Origin of the sequence: Variovorax sp. LjRoot290 (assembly GCF_964253985.1) — a bacterium.
Lineage (GTDB): Bacteria > Pseudomonadota > Gammaproteobacteria > Burkholderiales > Burkholderiaceae_C > Variovorax.
This window is the reverse complement of the sequence record NZ_CAXURW020000001.1, coordinates 5576807-5601981: the sequence shown is the minus strand read 5'-3', so window position 1 is coordinate 5601981 and position 25175 is coordinate 5576807. Positions and strand designations below refer to the sequence as shown.

Annotated in this window: 20 protein-coding genes; 19 read left to right on the top strand and 1 reads right to left on the bottom strand. The window is 61.1% G+C overall.

Going from position 1 to position 25175, the window contains the following annotated elements; translation table 11 throughout:
• The first annotated feature begins 26 nt into the window (after nt 1-26).
• From ACSQ9A_RS27615 to ACSQ9A_RS27525, 19 genes are all read left to right on the top strand, one after another.
• On the top strand, nt 27-677 hold the full coding sequence (locus ACSQ9A_RS27615) for an FHA domain-containing protein (protein ID WP_436306038.1): 651 nt from the start codon (nt 27-29) through the stop codon (nt 675-677).
• A gap of 190 nt (nt 678-867) precedes the next feature.
• Nucleotides 868-1674 (top strand): 3',5'-cyclic-nucleotide phosphodiesterase, encoded by an 807-nt coding sequence (locus ACSQ9A_RS27610; RefSeq protein WP_436306037.1) that lies wholly within the window; start codon nt 868-870, stop codon nt 1672-1674.
• 204 nt (nt 1675-1878) lie between these two features.
• Nucleotides 1879-2340, top strand: coding sequence for a pilin (locus ACSQ9A_RS27605; RefSeq protein WP_436306375.1), 462 nt, complete (start codon nt 1879-1881; stop codon nt 2338-2340).
• Between the two features lie 114 nt (nt 2341-2454).
• Nucleotides 2455-4149 carry a Wzy polymerase domain-containing protein gene (locus tag ACSQ9A_RS27600; RefSeq protein WP_436306036.1) on the top strand — a complete coding sequence of 565 codons (1695 nt, stop codon included), beginning with the start codon at nt 2455-2457 and terminating at the stop codon, nt 4147-4149.
• A 62-nt stretch (nt 4150-4211) separates the two neighbouring features.
• Nucleotides 4212-6128: a polysaccharide biosynthesis protein gene (locus ACSQ9A_RS27595; RefSeq protein ID WP_436306035.1), complete on the top strand. Its 1917-nt coding sequence runs from the start codon at nt 4212-4214 to the stop codon at nt 6126-6128.
• 3 nt (nt 6129-6131) lie between these two features.
• On the top strand, nt 6132-7427 hold the full coding sequence (locus tag ACSQ9A_RS27590; protein ID WP_436306034.1) for a nucleotide sugar dehydrogenase: 1296 nt from the start codon (nt 6132-6134) through the stop codon (nt 7425-7427).
• Between the two features lie 4 nt (nt 7428-7431).
• Entirely contained in the window at nt 7432-8379 is a 948-nt protein-coding gene (locus tag ACSQ9A_RS27585; RefSeq protein WP_436306033.1) for a Gfo/Idh/MocA family protein, read from the top strand.
• Entirely contained in the window at nt 8376-8957 is a 582-nt protein-coding gene (locus ACSQ9A_RS27580; RefSeq protein ID WP_436306032.1) for a DapH/DapD/GlmU-related protein, read from the top strand. The genes ACSQ9A_RS27585 and ACSQ9A_RS27580 overlap by 4 nt, the downstream gene beginning before the upstream one ends.
• Before the next feature lie 8 nt (nt 8958-8965).
• A complete protein-coding gene (locus ACSQ9A_RS27575) occupies nt 8966-10075 on the top strand; it encodes a DegT/DnrJ/EryC1/StrS family aminotransferase (RefSeq protein WP_436306374.1) in 1110 nt (369 codons plus the stop codon).
• 23 nt (nt 10076-10098) lie between these two features.
• Nucleotides 10099-11088 (top strand): NAD-dependent epimerase/dehydratase family protein, encoded by a 990-nt coding sequence (locus ACSQ9A_RS27570; RefSeq protein ID WP_436306031.1) that lies wholly within the window; start codon nt 10099-10101, stop codon nt 11086-11088.
• 12 nt (nt 11089-11100) lie between these two features.
• Nucleotides 11101-12255 carry a DegT/DnrJ/EryC1/StrS family aminotransferase gene (locus ACSQ9A_RS27565; protein ID WP_436306030.1) on the top strand — a complete coding sequence of 385 codons (1155 nt, stop codon included), beginning with the start codon at nt 11101-11103 and terminating at the stop codon, nt 12253-12255.
• Nucleotides 12255-12887 carry an acyltransferase gene (locus ACSQ9A_RS27560; protein ID WP_436306373.1) on the top strand — a complete coding sequence of 211 codons (633 nt, stop codon included), beginning with the start codon at nt 12255-12257 and terminating at the stop codon, nt 12885-12887. Before ACSQ9A_RS27565 ends, ACSQ9A_RS27560 begins: the two co-directional genes overlap by 1 nt.
• Before the next feature lie 15 nt (nt 12888-12902).
• The gene (locus tag ACSQ9A_RS27555) at nt 12903-14246 is read left to right on the top strand and encodes a glycosyltransferase (RefSeq protein WP_436306029.1); all 1344 of its coding nucleotides are present in this window, start codon (nt 12903-12905) and stop codon (nt 14244-14246) included.
• Entirely contained in the window at nt 14243-15754 is a 1512-nt protein-coding gene (locus ACSQ9A_RS27550; protein ID WP_436306028.1) for a lipopolysaccharide biosynthesis protein, read from the top strand. The genes ACSQ9A_RS27555 and ACSQ9A_RS27550 overlap by 4 nt, the downstream gene beginning before the upstream one ends.
• Before the next feature lie 100 nt (nt 15755-15854).
• Nucleotides 15855-16946, top strand: a complete 1092-nt coding sequence (gene wecB, locus ACSQ9A_RS27545) for a non-hydrolyzing UDP-N-acetylglucosamine 2-epimerase (RefSeq protein WP_436306027.1) — start codon at nt 15855-15857, stop codon at nt 16944-16946.
• Nucleotides 16943-18169, top strand: coding sequence for a glycosyltransferase family 4 protein (locus ACSQ9A_RS27540; RefSeq protein WP_436306026.1), 1227 nt, complete (start codon nt 16943-16945; stop codon nt 18167-18169). Before wecB ends, ACSQ9A_RS27540 begins: the two co-directional genes overlap by 4 nt.
• Nucleotides 18166-18870 (top strand): class I SAM-dependent methyltransferase, encoded by a 705-nt coding sequence (locus ACSQ9A_RS27535; RefSeq protein WP_436306025.1) that lies wholly within the window; start codon nt 18166-18168, stop codon nt 18868-18870. Before ACSQ9A_RS27540 ends, ACSQ9A_RS27535 begins: the two co-directional genes overlap by 4 nt.
• 4 nt (nt 18871-18874) lie before the next feature.
• Entirely contained in the window at nt 18875-20038 is a 1164-nt protein-coding gene (locus ACSQ9A_RS27530) for a DegT/DnrJ/EryC1/StrS family aminotransferase (protein ID WP_436306024.1), read from the top strand.
• On the top strand, nt 20038-20679 hold the full coding sequence (locus ACSQ9A_RS27525) for a sugar transferase (protein WP_436306023.1): 642 nt from the start codon (nt 20038-20040) through the stop codon (nt 20677-20679). The genes ACSQ9A_RS27530 and ACSQ9A_RS27525 overlap by 1 nt, the downstream gene beginning before the upstream one ends.
• A gap of 249 nt (nt 20680-20928) precedes the next feature.
• Here the strand turns inward: ACSQ9A_RS27525 and ACSQ9A_RS27520 are convergent, their stop codons facing one another.
• On the bottom strand, nt 20929-25167 hold the full coding sequence (locus tag ACSQ9A_RS27520) for a PilC/PilY family type IV pilus protein (RefSeq protein WP_436306022.1): 4239 nt from the start codon (nt 25165-25167) through the stop codon (nt 20929-20931).
• Nucleotides 25168-25175: the final 8 nt, after the last annotated feature.

Sequence of the window (25175 nt, the reverse complement as noted above, 5' to 3'; positions counted from 1 at the left end):
AAAAAAATGAGATCCAGGAGTCGGCCATGCCGAAAATGATCGTTTCGATCGACGGTGTCGTCATCAAGGAGGTGACGCTCGCCAAGGACCGCACCACGCTGGGACGGCGGCCGTACAACGACATCGTGATCGACAATCTGGCGATCAGCGGTGAGCACGCCGTGCTGCACATGATCGGCGGCGACGTCTACCTGGAAGATCTCAACAGCACCAACGGCACCTACATCAATGGGCGTGCCGTCAAGAAGCAGGCGCTCGAGCACAACGACGTCGTCGAGGTCGGCAAGTACAAGATCCGCTACCTGGTGGCCAGCGGCGCCCCCGAAGGGGCCGGGCCGGCGCCGCACATCGCGCCGGCACCGTCGGGCCCGATTCCCCTCAGTTCCGCACCCACGGTGCATCAGCCCTTCGGCGGCGGCACCGGCGTGGCTGTCATGCGCGTCCTGTCGGGCAGCGGCGCCGGGCGCGAACTCTCCCTGCAGAAGGTCGTCACCACGATCGGCAAGCCCGGCGTGGCCGTCGCCGCCGTCACGCGGCGCCTGCACGGCTACGTGGTGGCGCCCATCGACGGCGGCACCGAGCTCAACGGCGAACCGCTCGGCAACGAGGCCGTCGCCCTGCAGGACGGCGACGTCCTCGAACTCGGCGGCACGCGGATGCAGTTCGTCGCCGGCTGAGCGACGGCCGGCCGCGCCGAGGCTTTGGTACGGGCCAGAGGCTTGACCCCACTGCCGGCTGTAGATGCCAAAAAATTCCTTTACCAGCTGTACGCGCAGCGTTTAGCCTCGATAGCGTTGCAGCCCAAAGACCAGAACTGGGATGGTGCAACCCGGTTCGAAACCAAATAGAAAACAAAAGGCCTCGCATATGCAGGTGCGCGTGTTGGGTTGCTCGGGCGCCATCGCCAAGGACTGCCGCACGACGTCATTCCTGGTCGACAGCGACCTGCTGGTCGACGCCGGCACCGGCGTCGGCGACCTGAGCTTGGACGAAATGGCCGCCATCGACGATGTGGTGCTCACCCATTCGCACCTGGACCACATCGCCGCGCTGCCCCTGATGATCGACGCCGTGGCCAGCTGCCGCAACAAGCCGCTGCGCGTGCATGCGCTGCGCGCAACTATCGAGGCGCTGCGCGCCCATGTGTTCAACAACGTCATTTGGCCGGATTTCGCGAGCATTCCAAGTCGCGAGGCGCCGTTTGTGAGCTTTCATGACATCGTGGTTGGTCAGCAGTTCGAGTTGGGAACCCGGGCGCTCAAGAACATCGAAGTGCTGCCGGCCGTGCACACCGTACCGGCCTGCGGCTACGCGGTGCGCTGCGCCGAGGGCGGGCCGAACTGGGTTTTCAGCGGGGACACCGAGCGTAATCCGGCCTTCTGGCTGCGGGTGAACCAGCTTGATGTGGGTATGCTGGTCATTGAAACGGCTTTTAGCAATCGGGAGCAGGCTTTGGCGCAGCGCAGCTTGCATTTGTCGCCCGCGACTTTGGCCGACGAACTGGCCCATATCGCCCCCGGCAAGAGTTATCCGATCTACATCACGCACACCAAGCCGGCTGAAACCGAAGAAATCATGAGCCAGATCGACATGCTGGCCGACGGCTCGCAGACGCATGGCACGAAGGGGTGGGACATTCGGTGGCTGGAGGCGGCGGGGGTGCTGCAGGTCTGACCACTGTGGGTGGTTGACTGACAAAATTTGTCATCCCGCGTGTGGCATATGCAACAGGTTGTGTCACCTGTTGTAACTCCGGCGTGAACAAATGCACACCAAGGTTTGCTTCAGAGGCGAGCAGCCGGGATGGCACAGATGCTGCGGAGGTTGAACGCACCGGGGGCCTTCCTCGGGTCCTTCAACCAACTGGAGTTTCTTGAAATGAACCGTCGTTCCATCGCACGCAACGTGCAAAAGGGTTTCACCCTTATCGAATTGATGATCGTTGTGGCGATCATCGGTATCTTGGCTGCTGTGGCGCTGCCGGCGTATCAGGACTACACAGTGCGTGCGCGTGTGACTGAAGCACTGGTTATCGCATCTGGCGCAAAATCGACCATTGGTGAAAATGCTGCCAATGGCGCTTCTCTCAATGCTGGCGTCGACGACATCGCACTTGGATCGGGGCTGAAAAATCTCGAAGTCATGTCCACAGCTATCGGTACGGGCGTTATTTCGCTCACAACCACTGCTAATGCAGGAGCTTTGAGCATCACGCTGACCCCGACCGCCAATGGCGTAGCTTTGGTCAACGGTACCCTGCCGTCAGGCCCCATCAAGTGGGTGTGCAAAGTGTCGGCTGCTGCGAAGAACAAATACGTCCCCAATGAATGTCGCATCTAAGCTGACTTGACAAAAAAAGCCCCAATCGGGGCTTTTTTTTATGGCGAAGTTCAAATATCGCCTAGCTTGATGAATCGACTGTCCCAAACCTCACTCGCGCCCGTCTGGGCAGCCATGGCCTCCGCCTCGCTCTCGTTGGCTTGGTTGTTGCCCAATCACTCGAAGCCATGGACTTCGTTTCATTGCGACGCTTGGATTGCGACGGTGCTGGCGCTGATCGGGCTGGTGGTCATGGTGCGGGCGCGGCAGGTCGTCATTTGGGACGGCTTGGTACTGATCGTCGCGCTTCTGGTTCCGCTGCCTTTTGCGCAATATGCTTTCGGGCTTTTGCCGTTTGCTGGGCAGGCCTGGATCGCCAGCGCGTATATAGCGGGATTCCTGCTGGCTCTGATGGTAGGCCAGCGGTGGCAAGGCTGGCGACCCGTCTGGATGGGCGATATCTTGTTTTCGGCCATTGGTATCGCCGCGATCATTTCGGTGGCACTGCAACTCCAGCAATGGCTGGGATCGGCCGACCGCGGCACCCTGGATGTCTGGACGGTCGGTTCAGATGGCGCTCGCCCCTATGCCAATATGTCGCAGCCCAACCAACTTGCCACCTTGCTCCTCTGGGGCTTGCTGGCCTGCGGCTGGGGTGTTTGGCGCAGGCAGTTGGGGCTCGCCGCAGCTTTGCTCGCCGCGGCGTTTTTGCTGATTGGTCTGGCGTTGACGCAATCGCGCGCCGGCATGCTGGGGTTGCTGGTCATGGTGCTGGCCGCTTGGTGGTGGAGGAAGCTGTGGGGCGCGCGGCCTGTCCACCGATATGCCCTCGGCTTGGCTGCGTTCTATGGTGCGGTGTTGCTGCTACTGGAACCGCTTCGGCGGGCCTTGATGCTCAACGTACCCGGATCGATGGTGGAGCGTCTTGGTCATGAATTGAGGCCCGAGTTGTGGCGAATGTTGTTGGGTGCGGCTTGGCAGCGACCCTGGGCGGGCTACGGCTGGAATCAGGTGCTGCCGGCCCAAGCGGCTGTGGCCGAGCGCCATCCGGCTCTGCATATTCCGTTTTTTCAGTCGCACAATCTATTTCTCGACTTCGTGCTGTGGGCGGGAATTCCTCTTGGCGTCCTGTTGACGGGTTGTGTGCTGGCTTGGTTGATAACGGCCGTGCGTCGGGTGCGTCGACCGGAGGAAGCTTTGTATCTACTGATGGTGTTGGTGGTCGGGATACATGCGATGCTGGAATTACCGCTGCACTACGCCTACTTTCTCTTGCCAACCGGACTGGCGATGGGTGCCTTGAATGCGGGCTTGAAGATTTGCCCCTTGGGGCAGCCCTCACGGTGGACTGGGCGTTGGGTGCTGTTCGGAACCTGGTGTTTGGGGGCAATTGTGCTGGGGCTAGTCGTGCGTGATTACTTCCGGGTGGAGGCGGCGTATGCAGCCTTGCAATTGGAGAGAGCACAGATTCAGAACAGCCGTGCGGCGGAGGCGCCAGAGGTACTGTTGCTAACCGATTTGCGCGAGGTACAGCGTTTTATGAAGTTCGAGCCCGTTGCAGGGGCTTCCTTGCCTGAGCTCCAGTGGGCGCGAGAGGTTACTGTCATATGGCCAAGTTCCCGCAATTTCATGACGCTAGCAATTCTGCTTGGGCTGAACCAGCAGCCGCGTGAGGCGCGCGACTGGCTGATAAAGATGTGCCACATCGTTCCGCGGGAGCAGTGTGCGTCCGGCCCTTCAAGATGGGAACAAGCACAGAAGTTGCATCCACAATTGGCAGGCATCGAATGGCCCGCTGCAGTCCAGTCGACGCAGGCCGTCAGTCCCTAGCGATCGGCTACACGGCCATTTCGAACCACGTCGATCCAAGTCAAACGCAGCCTGAAGGCAAAGTGCAAGAAACCATCCTCGGTTGGCCCCGTTCCCGCAAGCGGATGGTTGTGGTTGGGCTCGACCTGTGCTTGGCATTGATGGCGACCTGGCTCGCGTTTACGCTCCGGCTGGACACTTGGCACCGGCCCGTGGGAATGGAATGGGCGGTGTACGCGATCGCTCCCTTGCTGTCGATTCCCGTCTTTGTGAAGTTTGGTCTGTACCGCGCGATTTTTCGCTACACCGGTTTGGCCGCGATCCTTGCAACGAGCAAAGCCGTTACGATTTACGGCCTGCTCTTTCTTCCCGCCGTGATTGCGCTCTATCTATGGGAGGGCATACCCCGCAGCCTGAGCGTTCTGCAGCCGCTCATTCTTCTGCTGCTGGTCGCCGGGAGCCGGACGTTGGCCTGGCACTGGCTGATGGCCAACACCGCTCGTACGTCAAGCCGCTTGTTGATCTACGGCGCAGGAAGCGCCGGTGCGCAGACGGCGGCCGCCCTGGCCAGCGCTCAGCAGTACACCCTGCTCGGCTTCGTCGACGATGACGAGCGCAAGGCGGGTCGTACCATCAACCGCGTGCCGGTCATGTCGCCGGCCGCCGTGCCGGCTTTCGCGAGCAAGTTCGCGGTGACCGACATTTTGCTGGCGTTGCCCAGCGCCAGCCGCGAAAGGCGCAACCAGATCATCGAACGTCTGTCCGCGCTGCCGGTCCGCATCCGTACACTTCCGGGTCTGGCCGACTTGGCCAGTGGCCGCGTCACGGTGCAGGACTTTCGCGATCTGGATATCGAAGACTTGCTGGGCCGGCCGCCGGTTGCGCCAGACCTTGAGTTGCTGGCGCGCAAGCTCGCGCACAAGGTGGTGCTGGTCACGGGTGCCGGCGGCAGCATCGGCAGCGAGCTGTGCCGTCAGATCGTGCAGCAGGGTCCGAGTCAGATCCTGTTGATCGATCACAGCGAATTCGCCCTGTATCGAATTCATCAGGAACTGGAACTTCTGATAGGACGCAGCGGGCTCCAGGTGCGCACCATCCCGCTGCTCGCCAGCGTGTGCAACTTCGAGCGCATCTCCGAAATATGCGTCACGTACAAGCCCGCGTCGATCTACCACGCCGCAGCCTACAAGCATGTGCCGATGGTCGAAGCCAACCCCGGCGAAGGCGTACTCAACAACGTCTTCGGCACGCTGAACGTAGCCCGCGCAGCGCTGGCCGCCGGCGTGGATCATTTTGTCTTGGTTTCCACCGACAAGGCCGTTCGCCCGACCAACATCATGGGTGCGACGAAGCGGGTTGCAGAACTCGTGCTGCAGGCGCTGGCAAGCTGCGGCGGGGCGGTGTTCGAAGAGGTCCGCACGGGTGAGGGTGGTGCCATGCTCCCCACGACTCGCTTTTCGATGGTGCGATTCGGCAACGTGCTGGGATCAAGCGGCAGCGTGGTGCCGCTCTTCCGCTCGCAGATCGCAGAAAGGAGGCCACTCACGGTGACCCATCCCGAAGTGACGCGCTACTTCATGACCATTCCGGAAGCGGCCCAACTGGTATTGCACGCCGGAGCCATGGCGGATAGCGGCGACCTGTTCGTTTTGGATATGGGAGCGCCGGTGAAGATCCTCGATCTCGCAAAACGAATGATCGCCCTCGCCGGGTTGACAGTTCGTAGCGAGACACGCCCCACCGGAGATATCGACATAGCCTATAGCGGGCTGCGCCCCGGCGAAAAACTGTTCGAAGAACTGCTCATCGGGGAGAATCCTCTGCCCACCAGTCACCCCCGCATCATTCGCGCCAGAGAAGACTTCATGGCTTGGCCTGACCTCAAAGTTCATTTGCAGACTTTGCTGAGCGCCGCGCGCAACGACAACGTCGCGGCAATGAAGGATCTTTTGCGTTTGCTGGTACCCGGCTACAAGCCGAAAACGCCATCGATTGAATAAGACATGAACTTCACAGAGATCAAGCTTGCCATCGTCGGACTCGGGTATGTCGGCCTTCCCTTGGCAGTGGGATTCGGCAAGTTGATGTCCGTCGTCGGCTTTGACACCAATCAGCGCCGAATCGAAGAGCTCAAGGCCGGTCATGATAGAACGTTGGAGACCGACCCTGCAGATTTGCGAGACGCGAACCGGTTGACATACAGCGCGGATGCGGCCGATCTGCGCGACTGCAATGTGTTCATCGTGACCGTGCCGACCCCAGTCGACAGCGCGAATCGCCCCGATCTCACCCATTTGCTGAGCGCCAGCGAAACGGTGGCAAGGGTCATGCCCCAAGGCGCCGTCGTTATCTACGAATCGACGGTTTATCCCGGTGCGACCGAAGAAGTCTGTGTGCCCGCCCTGGAGAAGTATTCGAACAAGGTGTTCAACGAGGACTTCTTCTGTGGCTACAGCCCAGAGCGCGTGAACCCAGGTGACAAGGTCAATACGCTGGCGAAGATCAGGAAGATCACCAGCGGGAGCACGCCCGAGGTGGCCGAAGCGGTTGACCGCCTCTATAACAGGATCGTCACGGCAGGCACGTACAAGGCGAGCAGCATCAAGGTGGCCGAGGCCGCCAAGGTCATTGAAAACACGCAGCGCGACCTGAACATCGCGCTAATGAATGAGCTTTCCGTCCTGTTCGAAAGGCTTGGGATCGACACGCTCGACGTGCTGGAGGCGGCGGGAAGCAAGTGGAACTTTCTTCCGTTTCGGCCCGGTCTTGTCGGAGGGCACTGCATCGGCGTCGATCCGTACTACCTCACCCACAAGGCGGAGCAGGTCGGCTACATCCCGCAGATCATTTTGGCGGGGAGGCGCATCAACGACAACATGGCGCGCTATGCAGCGCGCAACACCATCAAACTGATGCTGCAGGCCGGCATGGATGTGCCACGTTGCAAAATTGGTGTACTAGGCATCACGTTCAAGGAGAACTGCCCTGACATCCGCAACAGCAAGGTGGTCGACCTGGTGCGCGAGTTGCAGGCATGGGGCGCGCAAGTCGTGGTAAGCGACCCCTGGGCCAACGCAGAAGAAGTGCAGCACGAATACGGCCTGGAATTGGAGGTCATCGACGAAAGCAGCCCGGTCGATACTCTGGTGGTGGCGGTGGGACATACCGAATACCGAACGCTCTCGCCCGAAGTGCTGCGCGGCTACTGCCGCCACGCCGCACCCGTGCTCGCTGACGTGAAGTCGCTCTACGATCGACATGACGCAGCGAACGCCGGCTTCACCGTATTCAGACTTTGAAGAGATGAAGAACTTTGCACTGATCGGCGCAGCCGGCTACATCGCACCGCGACACATGCGCGCGATCAAGGACACCGGCAACAGGCTCTCCGTGGCCTATGACATCAACGATTCGGTCGGCATCATCGACAGTCTTGCGCCGAGCGCCGAGTTCTTCACGGAATTCGAATCGTTCTACGAGCACGGCCACCAACTCAAGCGATCACCGTCGTCCGCCCTGGACTACGTGTCCATTTGCTCCCCCAATCATCTTCACCATCCGCACATCGCAGCGGGCCTGCGCCTCGGTTGTGATGTGATTTGCGAAAAGCCGCTGGTGCCAACACCTGATCTGCTTGACGAGCTGGAGCGGGTTGAGCGTGAAAGCGGGAAACGCGTGTTCACCATTCTTCAGTTGCGTCACCACGAAGCTATTCTCCGGCTGCGCGAGAAGGTCGCCAATGCGCCCGCCGACACCAAGTTTGATGTGGACCTGACCTACATCACGTCGCGCGGCAGATGGTATGCGGCGAGCTGGAAGGGCGATCCGCGCAAGTCCTTCGGCGTGGCTACCAACATCGGTGTGCATTTCTTCGACATGCTGCATTTCATCTTTGGGCGGGTGCGGAGCAATGTGGTGCACCACTCCAGCGACGACAAGGCTGCAGGTTTCCTTGAGTACGAGCGGGCTCGCGTGCGCTGGTTTCTTTCCATCGATGCAGGCGATTTGCCGGATGAGGTCAAGGGCAAGAAGACGACCTATCGATCGATCGTCGTAAACGAAGAGGAACTGGAGTTTTCCGAAGGGTTCACGGACCTTCACACCGTGAGCTACCAGGAAATTCTGGCCGGGCGGGGCTACGGTTTGGCAGATGCGCGCCAAGCCGTTGAAACCGTACATGTCATTCGCACGGCTCAACCGAGCCCTGCGCACTCTGACAGTCACCCCTTTCTGAAACGATTGAGTTCGTGAGCGCCGTGGTCCACGAAACAGCCATCATCGATCCGGGTGCCCGTATCGGAGAAGGAACCCGTGTCTGGCACTGGGTACATGTGAGCGCGGGCGCGACCATTGGCGAGAACTGCTCGCTGGGCCAAAACGTTTATATCGGCAACGACGTTCGCATCGGCAGCAACGTCAAGATCCAGAACAACGTCAGCGTCTACGACGCCGTGATGCTCGAAGATGATGTGTTCTGCGGGCCCAGCATGGTCTTCACCAATGTCTACAACCCCAGGTCCACCGTGAGTCGGAAAGACGAGTACCGGCCCACGCTCGTACGTCAGGGCGCGACATTAGGGGCCAACAGCACCATCGTCTGCGGCGTGACGGTGGGGCGCTATGCTTTTGTGGGCGCTGGCGCCGTCGTGAATCGCGATGTGCCGGACTTTGCGTTGATGCTCGGCGTGCCTGCTAGGCTTGCGGGCTGGATGAGCCGGCACGGCGAGCGGTTGGAATTTGCCGGCGGGCAGGCGACGTGCCCAGTCACTGGCGAACAATACATCTTGCGCGACGGCGTCTGTGCACTGGTGGCCGAGGTGTCGACATGAGCGACAAGCTGGAGTTCGTTGACCTCAAGTCGCAATACGCGGCACTGAAGGACAAGATTTCCGAGCGCATGCAACGGGTGCTGGATCACGGCCAGTACATCATGGGGTCCGAGGTCAAGGAACTGGAAGACAAGCTCGCGGCGTACACCGGCGCGAAGCATTGCATCACGGTTGCCAGTGGCACCGAGGCTTTGTTGATTGCGCTGATGGCGATCGATCTGAAGCCGGGCGATGAAGTCATCACCACGCCGTTCACCTTTGCGGCCACTGCAGAGATGATTTCGTTGCTCGGCGGCGTGCCTGTTTTCGTGGATATCGAAGCCGACACCTGCAACATCGACGCATCGCTGATCAAAGCAAAGATCACGCCCCGCACTCGCGCGATCATGCCGGTGAGCCTGTATGGTCAGGTTGCCGATATGGACGCGATCAACACCATCGCGACACGGCACGGCTTGGCCGTGATCGAAGACGCGGCGCAGAGCTTTGGCGCCAGCTACAAGGGCCGTAAGAGCTGCAACTTGAGCACTATCGGTTGCACCAGCTTCTTCCCAAGCAAGCCGCTCGGGTGCTATGGGGACGGGGGGGCGCTCTTTACGGATGACGATGCGCTGGCCCAGGCTAGCCGCGAGATACGCATTCACGGGCAGAGCGCGCGCTACACCCACACCCGCGTCGGCGTCGGTGGGCGTATGGACACTCTGCAATGTGCTGTCGTGCTCGCGAAGCTGGAGCGTTTTCCATGGGAGCTTCAGCGTCGCCAACAGATCGCTATTCGCTATCATGAGCTGTTGGCCGGTCTGGGCGTCGACACGCTCGAGGTGCGAGCTGATCGCGACTGTGTCTGGGCCCAATACACGGTGTTCGTCGAACAGCGAGATCAACTTCAAGCGATGATGAAGGAGTTCGGAATTCCGACCGCGGTGCACTATCCCGTACCCTTGCATCATCAGCCCGCTTACGCGAGATACGGAAACTCCGACGAATGCCCTGAAAGCGTATTGGCTGCGTCGCGCGTCGTGAGCCTGCCGATGAGCGCAGACCTATCGTCGACGCAGCAGGATACTGTGATCGATGCGCTGGCCCGATCTTTGCCGCGCCACAGGTCAACAACGTAATGCCTTCTTAAGGACACTCCAGGATGATTGAAGGTAAGACGATTTTTATAACAGGTGGCGCAGGGTTCATCGCAAGCACATTGATTGCCCGGCTTGCTGAATCGAACCGCATCGTCGTGTACGACAACTACACGCGCAACACGCTGAAAGACACCCCATATGCCGAGCATCCGAACGTCTCGCAGATCGAGGGTGACGTGCTCGATTTCGAGCGGCTGAAAGACGCGATGCAGGGCGCGCAGATCGTCGTTCACGCCGCAGCCATCGCCGGCATCGAGTCGACTGTTCGGAACCCTGTTTCGACGATGCGCGTGAACATGATCGGCACAGCCAATGCCCTCGAAGCGGCGCAGCAGGTCGGCGGCATCGACCGTTTCCTGGAATTCTCGACTTCTGAAGTTTTCGGCTCTCAGGCATTCAAGGTCAGCGAGCTCTCGGACACCGTGACCGGTGCTGTGGGTGAGGCGCGCTGGACCTACGCAGTTTCAAAACTGGCGGGTGAACACCTCGCCCACGCCTACTACAAGCAGTACAACCTTCCAACAGTTACTGTCCGACCATTCAATGTCTACGGACCTGGCCAGACCGGTGAAGGTGCGCTGTCCATTTTTATACGCAAGGCGCTGAAGAACGAAGACCTTCTCATCTTCGGCGACGGCAGCCAGATTCGCGCCTGGTGCTTTGTCGACGATATGGTGAACGGCGTGCTCTGCGCCTTGGAGCATCCCGCAGCTGTAGGCGAGTCCTTCAACATTGGCAACGCGCGGGCCGTGACAACCATCTACGGCCTCGCCGAATCAGTATGTCGCATCGCAGGCGCGCGCTCCCGAATCCTCTTTAGGCCAGCGCTATCGGCCGATATCGAACTTCGCATACCGAGAGTCGACAAGGCGAAAGAAATGATCGACTTTGAGGCGGCGGTTGACCTCGACGAGGGCCTGCGACGCACCATGCAGTGGATCGCGGCAAACGAGGGGCAACTTCCACCGCTTGCTTCCATCTTCAACACCTGAGCGCAAGAGGTCATGCCCCAGTCAATATTGCGCCTCTCCATACCCAATCTGCCACAAGAGGCGATCGATCGCACAGTGGCGGTGTTGCGTAGCGGGCAACTGGTTCATGGAGCTGAAGGCGAAGCATTCGAAGCTGAACTCGCCCAGCACCTGGGGGCTCGCCATGCCGTTCTGGTGTCGTCAGGTACCGCTGCATTGCACCTGGCGCTGATGGCGCTTGGCATCGGGGCGGGTGATTCAGTACTGGTGCCCAACTTCACCTTCCCCGCAACTGGCAACGTTGTGAAACTGGTGGGCGCACAGCCGGTTCTCGTTGACGTGGACCCGTCGTCGTATTGCATCACCCCGGCAAGCGCCAGTGCGGCTTTGGGGCGCTGGCGCTCACGACGCGACGGAACGCGCCTGCGCGCAGTGATACCGGTTCACGAGTTTGGCCACCCTGCGGACATGGTTGAGCTATCAGCGTGGGCTGAGAAAGAAGGCTTGGTGGTCATCGAAGATGCTGCCTGCGCGATAGGAGCGCAGAGCGGGGGACGTCCGGTGGGCACGTTTGGCGCTGTTGGCTGCTTCTCGCTGCATCCGCGCAAGACGCTGACCACGGGTGAAGGCGGCCTGTTGATATCCGACTCCGGCGACTTGGTGCGCCGCCTCCGGCGGCTGCGGAGCCACGGCATGGAGCGCACCAGTGCAGGCATGGTTTTCCACGAAGCCGGATACAACTATCGACTCACCAACTTGCAATCAGCGCTCGGGAGGGCACAGTTGCCGCACCTGGGTGACTGGATCGCAGCGCGACGCGAGCTCGCCACGTCATACCACGAAGCCCTCCAATCGTTCGCCGCTTCGGGGTATCTCATCAGGCCGGCCTCTTGCGAGGGGCACAGCTGGCAGACTTATATGGTCGTGCTGGCTGATTGGCTGGATCGAGCGGCAGTTATCAAGGCACTGGCCGCTGACGGCATTGAAGGAAATCTGGGTGCTCAGTGTTTGTCCGAGCTACCGCCGTTTCACGGGCTTGCCGCGTCGGAAGACGACATGCGCCATGCTCGACGTCTGTATCGGCAGGGGTTGGCCCTGCCGTTCTGCGAACAGTACGGTTCAGAAGAAGTTGGTCGCGTCGTCGCCGCACTCGGTCGCGCCATTGAACTTAGCCAGAGGTCCGCTTGATGATGGACTTTCTAAAGAAGATCTATCCAGACGCAGATCGTCTGCTTGTCGAAGTATCGGCTGCAATGCTCGACACGGATCGTAATCGGGGTCTGCGCGAGGATATCGTGCGCCGCTTTATGGCGCAGTTGTTGACCGACGACGAGCGTGCGCGTCTGTTCGGGCTACCTGCTAGCTGCCGCGTCCGGGAGAACACGAAGATCCTCCAAGCAGAAAAACTAAAGTGCGGTGAACACGTTTGGATCGGTGAGAACGCTTACCTCGATGCGTCAGGCGGCCTCAGCATCGGCGACCACAGCACCATCGGTGTTGGCGTCTATGTTTGGACGCATACAAGCGTACTGGCCAATTTGCTTCACGAGAATCGACCTGGCGGGGCGCATGTCGTTCGACGTCCAACGCACATCGGCGCAGGTTGCTACATCGTGGGCCACAGCGTGATCAATCCCGGTGTGCGCATCGGCGATGGTGCGGTGGTGTTGCCGATGTCGTGCGTCAGCGACGACGTTCCTGCCGGCGATATCGTTGCCGGCGCACCCGCGAAGAGTGTTGGGAGCGTCACTGAAGCATTCGTGGCGCGCTTGAAAGAAGAACTGCGCCGGCAGCGTGATGAGCCCGGCACTGATGCCTAGCCCGATGAGCATTCGATGAAAGTGTTCATCGGCCCCACAGAAGTGGCTGGCATAGCGCAGGGGTTACGAGCGGGTTTTGAGCGCATCGGGGTGACCGCGGAAATAGTGCTGGAAGCGGCGCATCCTTTCGGCTACGGCGCAACGGAGCCGGATGCACTGCTGGTGCGCTGTTGGAAGTGGACGGGCACACTATGCCGCCGCCTGCCAATGCGGCACCTGTGGCTAAAAGCGCCATTGGCGCTCGTTCATCTGACGCTGGGCTGGCCGGTGCTGTGTTGGGCGCTTTGGCGTTATCAGGCATTCGTGTTTCTGGCTGGCAAGACATTGACCAACACCAAGTTCGAACTGTGGTTGCTGCGGCTGCTGCAGAGACCGGTCGTTGTTATCTTCGTCGGTTCCGATGCTCGGCCTCCATATATCAACGGTACCTACCCAGCGTCGACGCCACGGGCAATGAAGCGTGCCACGCGGCGCCAGAAGCGCAAGGTGCGCCGTCTGGAGCTTGGTGCGACTGTCTGCGTCAATGCTCCGGGCACGGCTCATTTCCACGAGCGACCGGTCGTCAATTGGTTTGCGCTTGGTTTTCCGCGTAGTCTCGAAGCGCAGGTAGATGGCGCCTCAACCACCAACGGTGATTCGCACGGTTCGCCGGCCGACGCGCCGCGCACCGGAACGACGGTGTACCTGTTGCACAGCCCATCTCATCCTGCGGTCAAAGGCACAAGACGCATCGAGGCCGCGGTGCAAAGTTTGAAGGCGCGAGGATTCGCTGTCGAACTGCTGACACTGAACGGGGCAAACAATAGCGCGGTGCTCGACGCGCTGCAGCAGTGTGACCTGGTCGTTGACCAGCTCTTCTCCGACACGCCGATGGCGGGCCTTGCCACGGAAGCAGCCCAGCTTGGCAAGCCCGCACTCGTTGGGGGATTTTTCTCGCGTGAGCTGCGTCAGGCGTTGAATGGCCTGCCGCAACCGCCGACGCGATTCGTGGATCCTGATTTCTTCGAGGTGGCATTGGAAGAACTCGTTGCGGATGCCGATGCACGCCATGCGCTGGGCCAGGCGGCGAAGAACTTTGTTCAGACCGAATGGGCCTGCGAGCGAGTGGCGGAGCGACTGCTGCGCATTCTGCTCGGAGATGTGCCGCCAGCCTGGTGGCTGGATCCTTCATCAATACGCTATCTAGCCGGATGCGGTTTGCCCGAGGACAAGGCGCGGGAGCGCGTTCGCGAACTGGTCCAGCATGGAGGGATTGCGGCGCTTGCACTTACCGACAAGCCGAAGCTGGAGTCTGCGTTTGCGGCGTGGGCCGGAGTCAATTTGCCATGCTTAGAGGGCACCACCCGGGGGGCCATTTGATCCGCGAGTTGATGCGCGATGGCGCAATCTACGCACTTGCCGCCATCGCGTCGCGCGGGCTGTCGTTCCTGCTCGTGCCGTTGTACACGCGGTTGTTGGCCCCGGCGGAGTACGGCGCTCTCGATCTGGTCTTCACTTTCGGGCTGCTCGTCAATCTTGTCGTAGCGCTCGAAGTTGGCCAAGGCATGGCCCGAGACTGGGCCGAAGAACCGGAAGCGACGGCACGTCGGCGATTGGCGAGCACTGCCTTGCTGTTCACATTGCTTGTCCACGCCGCGTTTCTGATCGTCGCACTTTTCGCTGCCGCGTCGCTCGCGAAGGGCCTGCTTGGCAGCACTGAACTCGAGCCGGTGATGCGGGCTGGCCTGCTGTTCATCGCCCTGAACGCCGTATTTCTGCAACTGCAAAGTCAGTTTCGCTGGGAGCTGCGGCCAGGCGCCTATGCGGTCGTCAGCATGCTGTATGCAGGGCTGACGCTGATTCTGGGCGCGGTTTTGGGAAAGTGGGGCGGTCTGCAAGGTGTTTTGTGGGGGCAGGCTGCGGCAGCTGCGGTGGCCAGCCTGACCAGCCTGGTGCTGCTACGGCGCAGTCTTGAGCTGACCTTTGATGGCAAGAGACTGGCCCGAATGTTGAGGTTTTCGCTGCCGCTCATGCCGGCTGGCTTGGCAATTTTCTGCAGCTTCTATTTGAACCGCTTGATGCTCAACGCCCTGTCGTCATTGGACGAAGTCGCTGTGTTCGGCGTCGCTTCCCGAATCGCCGGCCTGACTACTTTGCTCATCGTTGGGTTCCAGGGTGCGCTGACGCCCCTCATCTATGTCCACCATCGCGAGCAGGGTGTGCCGCGACAGCTTGCACGCATTCTCGAGGCCTTCATCGCGGCAGCTCTCGTGGCCTGTTTGGCTTTCAGCGTCTACGCGCGTGAAGTCTTGAGCTGGATCACGACGCCCGACTATGCCGCTTCTGCCGTACTGCTTCCGTGGTTGGCTCCGGCGGCGTTGATGACCCAGATGTACATCTTTCTGCCGGGTATCGCGATAGAGCGGCGTACAGGTTGGCAGCTGATGCTCACGGCGATCAGTGCGGCGGTGTCAATCGGCCTCAATGCGCTGCTGATCCCCCGCTGGGGTGCATTGGGTGCAGCAGTGGCCACCTGCGCGGCAGCGATCGTGTTTCTCATGTTGTGGCTTCGCGCCAGTCAGCGGCTTTATTCCCTGCCGCTGCGCATGCGGGCGGTGGTAGCAGCCATTGTTGCCTATGGAGTGTGTATCGCGCTTGACCTACTGTTGGAAAGATCGCCATGGGGCGCAGACGCCGTATTGGCACTCAAAGCACTGCTCGTAGCATTGCTGTTGGGTACAACGCTGTTCGTGGGGCTGGTTCGTCGAGACGATCTGGCACGATGGGGTTTGATGTTGACACGATCAAGCGCTCGCGAGCAGTCTGCTGCGGCAGAGGAACCAGTGAAGGAACACACAGCGTGCCAACACCTCCGCTCCGACAGGTGATTTTTTGCATTAGCGACCTCTCCTGCAGCGGGGCGAAGATGCGCAAGCACAGCAAGCTGGGCTGCATTGCGTCGCTGATTGAAGCTAGAAGCGATTCGTCATGAATATCATCACCATCGTTGGCGCGCGCCCGCAGTTCATAAAGGCCGCGACTTTGAGCGCAAGGTTGCTGCAGTCTGCTGGGGTACAAGAGCGTTTGCTACACACCGGCCAACACTTCGACGACAACATGTCGAGCGTGTTCTTCCGAGAGCTCGGAATTCCTGCCCCCGATTGGAATCTCGGCGTAAGCGGCGGTCTCCACGGCGCGATGACCGGGGCACAGCTCGCAGGCATCGAAGAGGTGCTGGTGTATGAGCGGCCTGATACCGTGCTGCTGTATGGCGACACCAATTCGACCTTGGCCGGAGCCCTCGCCGCGGCAAAACTGCATATCCCGGTGGCGCACGTCGAGGCTGGCTTGCGCTCGTTCAATCGACGCATGCCCGAGGAAATCAACCGCGTGCTGACCGACCATGTCTCGCATTGGCTGTTTGCCCCGACGGAAACTGCAGCGGTCAATCTTCAGCGTGAGGGAATCGCTGGCTCGCAGGTCCACCTTGTTGGGGATGTGATGTACGACGCTGCGCTGTACTTCGCCGCGGTGGCGCTCGCTCGCAGCGAGCGTCCCTTGGCGCTTGCTGCTTTGTCGAGGCGTCCGTTCGTGCTGGTAACCATTCACCGTGCCGAGAACACCGACGAGCCGCTGCGGCTGCGCGCGATCGTCGAGGCGTTGAGCGTGCTGTCCGGCGAGATCGATGTGGTGTGGCCGCTGCACCCGCGCACGCGAGGCGTGCTTGCGAAGCTCGGCCTGGACGTGAACGCAAAGACGGGACTGCATTGTGTCGAACCCCTGGGTTATCTCGACATGATCGAGATGGAGCAGTCGGCGGAGATGGTGATCACCGATTCAGGCGGCGTGCAGAAGGAGGCCTTCTTCTTCCAGAAGCCGTGCGTCACGCTGCGTGACGAAACCGAATGGGTCGAACTGGTCGATGCTGGATGGAATCGCCTGGCGCCGCCTACCTCGGCAGCGGCATTGCGGGCTGCTTTCCGCTCGGCCCTGGGCACCTCGGGCGAGCCGGTGCGCCCTTATGGGGAGGGCGATGCCGCTCGGCGCATTGCAGACATCTTGCGAGGATCGCAGGGGTGAAGATCCTGCTCATCAACCACTACGCGGGTTCCTTGCAGCATGGCATGGAGTATCGGCCCTACTACCTGGCGCGCGAATGGGTTCGGTCCGGCCATGCCGTGTGCATCGTGGCGGCTTCACACTCGCACGTGCGCAGCGTCCAGCCGGAACTCTGTGAACGTACGCACCGGGAGTCGATCGACGGCGTGGACTATCTTTGGTACCGGACTTCCCGGTACCGCGGAAACGGGATCGCTCGGGCGCTGAACATCGCCTCCTTTTGCTCTCAACTCATGTGGAATGCCAAGCAGCTCGCACGCGACTTTCAGCCTGATGTAGTGGTGGCGTCCAGCACTTACCCCATGGATATCTGGCCGGCACATCGCATCGCACGGCTGGCTTCGGCGAAGCTGGTCCACGAAGTGCACGACCTGTGGCCGCTCTCGCCGATGGAGCTCAACGGCATGTCGGCTCGGCACCCGTTCATTGCGATATGCCAGGCAGCCGAAGATTTCGCCTGTAGGCGAGCTGATGTGGTGGTGTCCATGCTCCCCAAAGTCCACGACCATCTGGCCGCGCACGGGCTTGATCTGGCCAAGCTGCACATCGTGCCCAACGGTGTGCAGACCGAAGAGTGGGATCAGGCCGGCGAAGCTCTTGCGCCGGAACTTGCGCAGCACATTCGGCAGGTTCGCGGCGAGGGGCGGCTGGTGGTGGTGTACGCCGGCGCGCATGGATTGGCAAACGCGCTGGATTCGCTACTCGACGCTGCTGCGCTGTTGACCAAAGAGCGGTTCAGCTTTGTGCTCGTGGGGGACGGAGCCGAGCGTGAAAGGCTGTTGCGGCGGCTGGCATCCGAAGGGCTGACCCAGGTGCGCATGTTCGCGCCCATTCCGAAGCGTCAAATTTCTTCGCTGTTGGCCGCTGCGGATGTGGCCTACATCGGCTTGCAGCGCGTTCCGCTGTTTCGCTTTGGCATTGCCCCCAACAAGCTGATGGATTACATGATGGGCGGCTGTGTGGTGCTCAGCGCCATCGAGGCAGGCAACGATCCGGTCCAGGAGGCCGGTTGCGGGCTGTCGGTGTCAGCCGAGTCGCCGACTGCGATCGCCGACGGGTTGCGCGCCTTGGCGAAGATCGATGTCGAGGCGAGGCATGCAATGGGGCGCAGGGGCCGAGAGTACGTGCGGCGTCATTACACTTGGCCAACTTTGGCGAAGCGCTTCGTGGAGGCGTTGGCATGACAGAGGACTCGGCGGAAATTGCTGCGGTTCGCCAGCGCTATGCCCGGCGACCAGTCCACGGTGTCGACTGGCGCTACAACCCGCTGAACCCGTCGGTATGGCAGTCGGTTCACGAGCGCCAGCGGAAGATGCTGCGGCTGTTTCGTCGTTTGGGTTGGCAAGATCTTTCCACGATCGCGCTGCTGGAAGTTGGCTCCGGTTCAGGCGGCAATCTGCTCGAGTTGCTACGCTTCGGTTTCGACCCTCACAAGCTTCAGGGGGTAGAGCTCTTGGAAGAGCGTCACGCGCAAGCCAGAGACGTGCTGCCGCCGGGGCTTCGCCTCACCTGCGGCGACGCTTGCGAAGTCGATGTGCCATCAGTGAGCCAGGATGTCGTGCTGCAGTCCACGGTGTTCTCCTCGCTGCTCGACGACGCGTTCCAGCAACGCTTGGCCGACGCCATGTGGCGATGGGTGAAGCCCGGCGGCGGCGTGCTGTGGTACGACTTCACCGTCAATAACCCCGGCAATTCCGACGTGCGCGGTGTACCACTCAAACGCGTTCGTGAGCTCTTCCCGCAGGGGAAAATGCAGGCCCAGCGCATCACACTGGCTCCGCCGATCGCGCGGCGCGTAGCTGCTGTGCATCCTTCTCTCTACACCTTGATCAATACTGTTCCCGTGCTGCGCACGCATGTGCTCGCGTGGATCGCCAAATCCTGAAGCCATGCCAGAAGAAGCCCCATTCCTGCCGTTCGCACTGCCCGAACTCGGCGATGAGGAACTCGCCGAAATCGCAAGCGCGCTGAAGTCAGGCTGGGTCACGACCGGACCGAAGACCAAGCGTTTCGAAGACGCATTTGGTGCGTTTCTCGGTGACCCGGCGCTGCATTGCCTGGCAGTCAACTCGGCCACGGCTGGCCTTCACCTTGCGCTCGAGGCACTCGATATCGGCCCGGGGGACGAGGTGATCACGACCACGCACACTTTCACTGCCACCGCGGAAGTGGTTCGTTACCTCGGTGCCGACGTGGTGCTGGTGGATGTCGACCCCGTCACACTGTGCATCGACCCGCGACTTGTCGAGGCGGCGATCACGCCACGCACCAAGGCCATCATGCCGGTGCACTACGCAGGTCTTGCCGCGGACATGCCTGCGCTGCTGGCGTTGGCGCAAGCTCACAAGTTGAAGGTGGTGGAGGATGCGGCGCATGCGTTGCCTACCACCTCCGCTGGCCAGCTGGTCGGAACTCTGGGCTCCGACGTCACCGTCTTCAGCTTCTACGCCAACAAGACGATCACCACCGGCGAAGGCGGCATGGTCGTCACCCGCGGCAGTGCGCTTGCCGAGCGCATGAAAGTCATGCGCCTGCACGGTATCAATCGCGATGCCTTCGATCGTTTCCAGTCGAAGACGCCCGCCTGGTACTACGAGGTGATTGCCCCAGGTTTCAAGTACAACCTCACGGACATTGCCGCAGCGATCGGACTGGTGCAGTTGACCAAGTTGCCGCGGTTTCTCGAGCGCCGGCAATACCTGGCAGCGCGCTACCGCGAGGCGCTGAGCTCTTTGCCGCTGATCTGTCCTGCAGGCCCTCCGGCGGGTGAGGTGCACGCCTGGCATCTCTATGTAATTCGCCTCGCCCCAACTGCCAAGGTGACGCGAGACGAACTGGTGCAGGCGCTGTCCGACTGCGGCATAGGCACCAGCGTGCACTATGTGCCGCTCCACCGGCAGCCTTACTGGCGCGATCGTTACGCGCTCACCCCTGCGATGTTCCCGTACTCCGATGCGGCCTATCAATCGATGGTGAGCATTCCCTTGTTCACCGCGATGTCCGACGGCGATCAGGACCGGGTGATTGCTGCCTTGCGCGAGGTACTCGGCTGATGCTCAAGCGAGTGTTCGATATCGTCTTTGCGCTGTGCGCATTGCTGATATCCGCACCCGTACTCGCGGCCACTGCCCTGTGGATCAAGCTCGATTCGCGAGGGCCGGTTCTGTTTCACCAGGAGCGCGTCGGTTTACGGGGTCGGCCTTTTGCGATCTACAAGTTCAGAACGATGCGGGTCGGTGCTGCCGAACAAGGCCCTCAGATCACGGTCGGGGCCGATTCGCGCATCACGCGAGCGGGAGTTTTCCTGCGTCGATACAAACTCGACGAGCTTCCTCAATTCGTTAATGTGCTGATCGGCGACATGAGCGTCGTGGGCCCGAGACCCGAGGTGTCCCGCTACATCGCGCTGTATCCGCGCGAAGCGCGGGATCTCATCTTGAGCGTGCGACCCGGCATCACTGATTTTGCCTCGATTGCCTACCGAGACGAGAGTGCGGTGCTCGCCGCCGCGGAAGACCCGGAAGAACTCTACATTCGGGAGATCCTGCCGGCCAAGCTAGAGCATTGCTGCCAGTACGTCCGTAAGCGAAGCTTGTGGCTTGATCTGGTTATTGTCTGGCGCACAGCGCGAGTCGTTCTGAGCCGAACGGCCCAAGGAGAAGCTCGGGCCCAGCGCAAGGGTGCGGAGCGCTGAGGCAGTAACGATTTGCGGCGCTAACTAATGCCTTGCTCGCCGTGCCCCGGGGTGCCTCCAAGCGGTGCTCGCAATCCCGGGTGCACGCCGCATGCAAACTCGCCGATCAACCGCTGCTTGGCGCCAGTGCTCCGGTATGCATCAGCCAACGTTGGGTCGAAGCGGCGCCCCGAAGCTGCACTCCATCTGATTCGAAAGCAGCGTACAGGTCATCATGCGCCCGAGGCGTGACGCGCCGAGCACGCCACTTCAATCCACCGTCGGCACTTCACGCCAGTTGAGCAGCCGCAACGATTGGCTCGGCGGCGGCATGAAGCGCTGGTTTGTCACCTTGCCGGTCGAGTCGCCGGCTACCAGCCGCACCTTGTTGCCCACCTTGACGAACTCCAGGTCGGTAATCGCCGAGGCGGTCTCGATGTAGGAAACAATGGCGTCGCTGGTGTTTAGCAGAGTCGACTTGCCGTTTCCAATATCGATGGCGTAGATCCGGCTGATCCCCGAGGGGCTGCACGGATTGCCGGCGGTCATGAAGGCCGCGAAGGCCACGATGCCGCGGCTGTAAGTGGGGTGGTTGTTCGGCACCAGTCGCCAGGCGGAGGTCGTGCTGGTGCCCAGCTCGGTGTACCAGCCCATCGAGGTATTGGTGAGGGTGATGCCCGCCGTCAGGTCGCTGACTTTGGTAAGCATGGAGCGTGTCAGCGGAAACGATGCGCTGGCCGGCAGGTCGCTTGCGCTGTTGAAGGTGTTCACGCCGCCGTCCATGATGGCGTAGAAGCTCTGCGGCGCGGTCGACTCCACGTCCGAGATGTCGAGCAGACGCCCGGTACCCACCAGCACGAAGCGCTTGCGCGTGAGCGGCTGAATTTCGATCAGCGGCAGCGTGGTGATGGGTTGTGCGGTGCCGTCGTCGCTTTTGAGCGTTGCCAGCAGCAGGGGAGCGGGGTAAGCGGTAGTGGTAGTGGTGTCCTTGGCCGCCGTCACATCAAAGCGCCAGAGCTGACCGTTGAGATCGCCCACATAGAGGGCATCGACGGTACCGTCGTTGAACTCCTTCATGAAGCCGGTGACCTGAGTCAAGCCGTCCGAAGCGCTGCCGGTACGCACCTTCTCGAGCAGAGCGCCATTCGTGGGGTTGACGAAGTAGACGTAGCCGTAGCCGTCGCTATTGTTATAGCCCGAGGTCAGTATGGCTACCCAGCCGTACTTCTTGGTCTTGACCACCAGCGGTGCGCCGTAGCTGTAGCCCATGGTCGAATCGGTGAACTCCCACTTTACCTTGGAGGCCACCTTGGTTTCGTCGGTCATGGACGCCGGGTCGGTGACATCGATGGCGTAGTAGCCCTTGCCGCCCTTGCCGAGCCCGCCGATCAGCAGGGTGCGCCAGTCGGAATCCGATGCCTTGGTGGTCTTGAAGGCGCCGCCGGCATTGTTGAAGTCGAGGTCATAGGCGATCGGCGTGGCGTCCACATAGTACTTGTGGGAGTACAGCGGGTTGCCCAACTGGGCCAGCAAGCCGTCGGCATCCGAACTGCTGGACTTTGCGAACAGCGCGCTCGGCACGTACGCAAACACTTCCTTGCCGGCATTGGCATCGGTGCTGCTGTCGAGCGAGCCGTTGAAGCCGTGCAGCATGCCGTCATTGGCCGCCACGTAGACCATGGTGAGGCGATCTTTCCAAGTGGTCTTGAAGTTGCTGTAGCCGACGTTGACGGTCTCCGAGAAGGTTCGCGACGGCACTGCCACCGGCGTGACCTTGGCATTGACCACATCGCCCAGCAGCGTCTTGCGGAACCGGTAGGGCTTAGTGGTGGTGATTTCGGTGCGTTCATTGCTGCGGTCACCGCGCAGCCAGTTCAGGTAATTCTCGCTGTCGTCGGTACTCACATAACTGGTGTCCAGGGCTGCCAGCTGTGTGCTGCTGAGGTTGGCTTTTCGAAACGGGATTCCTGCCGAGCCGCTCCAGGTGGCGACTCGCCGATCCGTGTTCCAGCCAGTGCCGGCGAGCTGCGTTTCGAGGGTGGTGCTGGTGCTCCACTTGGCGGTGGCGGTGGGGGTGCCGTCGGCGGCAAAGGTCAGTTCGCTGGCCGACAGGACGCCGCTCCAGTACTTGGCGTTGAACTGGGCGCCATAGGAAGCCGACCCGCTGGAAGCGAACTGGAATGTCGATGGCGAGAACGAGGTGGTAAAGGTTTCGATCGCGTTGGCGATGGCTGCAAAGGCCTTCTTGAGGCCCGAGATCATGTCGTCGGGGTTGCCGGCTGTGAAGTAGTTGTCGGGCTTCTTCTGGGTGGCGTCTGTGGTGAGACGGGTATCTGTCAGCGTATCGCCGCTGGTGGACCACCAGAGGTCCGGGATGGCCTGGTCGAATGTGTAAGGGTCGAAGCCGCCGGGCACGTTGAGGCCGCCGAACTTGGCAGTCAGGTAGAACTGGTTGTTCTTTTGAAACGACTGTTCCAGCACGTCAACCCAATAGGTCTGCACGGTCTGCTTGCCGTCCACGTCGGAACGGATGTCCTTGGCGTTGGCGTCGTAGGCCAAGCCGGCCATGTAGGCGGAATTACCCCGGCCGGGGGCGCCCCATCCGGTGTTGTTGGTGCCGATGGCGCCAAGTCCTTGCAGTGCCCCGACCTTGTCGGTCGCCTTCACGGCGTCGACCGTGGTGTCCGTGCGCACCATTTCCGGCGGGGTGGTGTTCACCAGGTCGGAAGGATCGGCCGTATTGCCGGGTACGTTTCTGTCGGCATGGGTGTAAATGTCGCCGATGCCCAGCACAAAGTTGCGTTGGCAGGTGTACTGGATTGGATCTTTCCAATCGGTGGCGATGACGGGGAAACCATCCACCCAGGTCTTTACCATGGCCGTGGACGCTCCGCCGGTGTTGGTCCATTCGGGCACATTGCCAAGATTGCGGTAATAGCGCAGAACGGCGTAGTACATCTCGCTGACCGGATCACGCGATTTGTAGTCGCCCGGGGTCAGTTGACCGAACTTGTTGAGGTAGTTGATAACACCGCTATCCGCGATGGTCACGCCCAACGCCGAGGTGATTTGATCGGGGTTCTGCACAAGCGTCCCGTCAGTAGCATTCCACTCCCCTACCGTATTGGTCTTCGCCGATTTCAGCGGTACTGGCTCGCTCGGGCCAACAAACTTCTGCTGCGCACGCAACACGCCGCCGTCGCGCGCGTTGCCATTGCCTGTGCCATCTGCGGCGGTGGACTGGTTGAGGTAGCCAAAGGCGCTGAAGCGCATCTTTTGCGCGTATTGCTGTACCAAACCCTCGGGCTTGTAGTTGCTGCCGTAGGCCTTGCAATTGGATTCGACGCCGCCGGCGCCGGCTGAGGTGTCGCACACCCTCGTGCGCATCGTGAGGTCGTAGACGCCGCTGCCGGTTTCGTTGTTGTAGTCGGTCGCCGTTGTGCTGCCGGCCGTGCCGCCAAAGGCGCTGAACACCGTCGGCGACGAGGGCGTTGCCCATTGCAGCTGTATTACGGCATCGGCTCCACTGTCGAAATATTCGAGCTTGACGGTGAAGCTGCTGCCTTTGGTCAGCGTGACCGTTGCGTCGTTGGTGGTGGGTGAGTGGTTCGTCCAGTTGTCAATGCGCAGCACATCATTGACGTACAGGCGCACGCCATCGTCGGAGATGGTGCGGAAGGTGTAGGTTCCGGTCTCTTGCGCGACGAAGGTACCGGTGTAACGCGCCGAGAAATTGTCGGCGTTGATGTTCGAAAACGGCTTGGCCGAACCCCAGTTGTGATCGGCCGAATCGGCCGCCACGGTGCGATCCGGGCTGCCGCTGAGCGCGGTGTTGTTGTAGTACTCGCCCTTGAGTGTGCGCGGGTTGGCGGTCAGGCGCATCTTGAAGCCCATGCCATTGATCTTGATGGTCAACTGGTTGGCGCTGGTGAAGGGTGTGGCACCGGCGATCTCGCTCACGGGCAGGTCTCGGTCGTCAAACAGGCCCTGGCCCGAATGCCAGCCTTTTTCAAGAATGGTCTCGGCGGTGGTGTCGAGCACGCGGCGCCCGCCGGTCATGGCCCAGCGAAAGGGGTCGATGGTGGCGGTGGCGGCCCAGTTCAGGAAGTTGCCGCTCCACTTGCTGTCGTTGCTGCCGGTGCACGTATGGCTGGTGGCCGCGCCGGCCGGCTGAAAGTAGCTCTTGTTGCCGGTGGCGCTGCCGTCAGCCTTGGTCACGCCGTTGCTGGTGGCGTCATAAACGTAGGTGTAGCACTTGTTGGGATCGAAGTAGCCCTTGAACTCGCTGGCGCTCGAATAGGCGGCAGTGTGGGCCGTGCGCGAGGCCGTGGGCCACTCGACCGAGAGCGCCAGCGCCAGATTCCCGGGCACGTCGGCGGTAGCGGCCCAGGGTTGGTCGGCCAGGCTGGCGGCAGGAATCGGATTCTGCATGCCGAGCAAGGCCGCGCAGACGATGGTGGTGCGCGCGGCGCGGCGCAGGCCCGGGTGCGACGACAAAGAGTGATTCATGGCGCGTT

Excerpts from the sequence above, each read along its gene's own strand:
- ACSQ9A_RS27615 (WP_436306038.1), top strand. The coding sequence starts at position 27 with ATGCCGAAAATGATCGTTTCGATCGACGGTGTCGTCATCAAGGAGGTG.
- ACSQ9A_RS27610 (WP_436306037.1), top strand. The coding sequence starts at position 868 with ATGCAGGTGCGCGTGTTGGGTTGCTCGGGCGCCATCGCCAAGGACTGC.
- ACSQ9A_RS27605 (WP_436306375.1), top strand. The coding sequence starts at position 1,879 with ATGAACCGTCGTTCCATCGCACGCAACGTGCAAAAGGGTTTCACCCTT.
- ACSQ9A_RS27600 (WP_436306036.1), top strand. The coding sequence starts at position 2,455 with ATGGCCTCCGCCTCGCTCTCGTTGGCTTGGTTGTTGCCCAATCACTCG.
- ACSQ9A_RS27590 (WP_436306034.1), top strand. The coding sequence starts at position 6,132 with ATGAACTTCACAGAGATCAAGCTTGCCATCGTCGGACTCGGGTATGTC.
- ACSQ9A_RS27585 (WP_436306033.1), top strand. The coding sequence starts at position 7,432 with ATGAAGAACTTTGCACTGATCGGCGCAGCCGGCTACATCGCACCGCGA.
- ACSQ9A_RS27570 (WP_436306031.1), top strand. The coding sequence starts at position 10,099 with ATGATTGAAGGTAAGACGATTTTTATAACAGGTGGCGCAGGGTTCATC.
- ACSQ9A_RS27565 (WP_436306030.1), top strand. The coding sequence starts at position 11,101 with ATGCCCCAGTCAATATTGCGCCTCTCCATACCCAATCTGCCACAAGAG.
- ACSQ9A_RS27560 (WP_436306373.1), top strand. The coding sequence starts at position 12,255 with ATGATGGACTTTCTAAAGAAGATCTATCCAGACGCAGATCGTCTGCTT.
- ACSQ9A_RS27555 (WP_436306029.1), top strand. The coding sequence starts at position 12,903 with ATGAAAGTGTTCATCGGCCCCACAGAAGTGGCTGGCATAGCGCAGGGG.
- wecB (WP_436306027.1), top strand. The coding sequence starts at position 15,855 with ATGAATATCATCACCATCGTTGGCGCGCGCCCGCAGTTCATAAAGGCC.
- ACSQ9A_RS27535 (WP_436306025.1), top strand. The coding sequence starts at position 18,166 with ATGACAGAGGACTCGGCGGAAATTGCTGCGGTTCGCCAGCGCTATGCC.
- ACSQ9A_RS27530 (WP_436306024.1), top strand. The coding sequence starts at position 18,875 with ATGCCAGAAGAAGCCCCATTCCTGCCGTTCGCACTGCCCGAACTCGGC.
- ACSQ9A_RS27525 (WP_436306023.1), top strand. The coding sequence starts at position 20,038 with ATGCTCAAGCGAGTGTTCGATATCGTCTTTGCGCTGTGCGCATTGCTG.
- ACSQ9A_RS27520 (WP_436306022.1), bottom strand. The coding sequence starts at position 25,167 with ATGAATCACTCTTTGTCGTCGCACCCGGGCCTGCGCCGCGCCGCGCGC.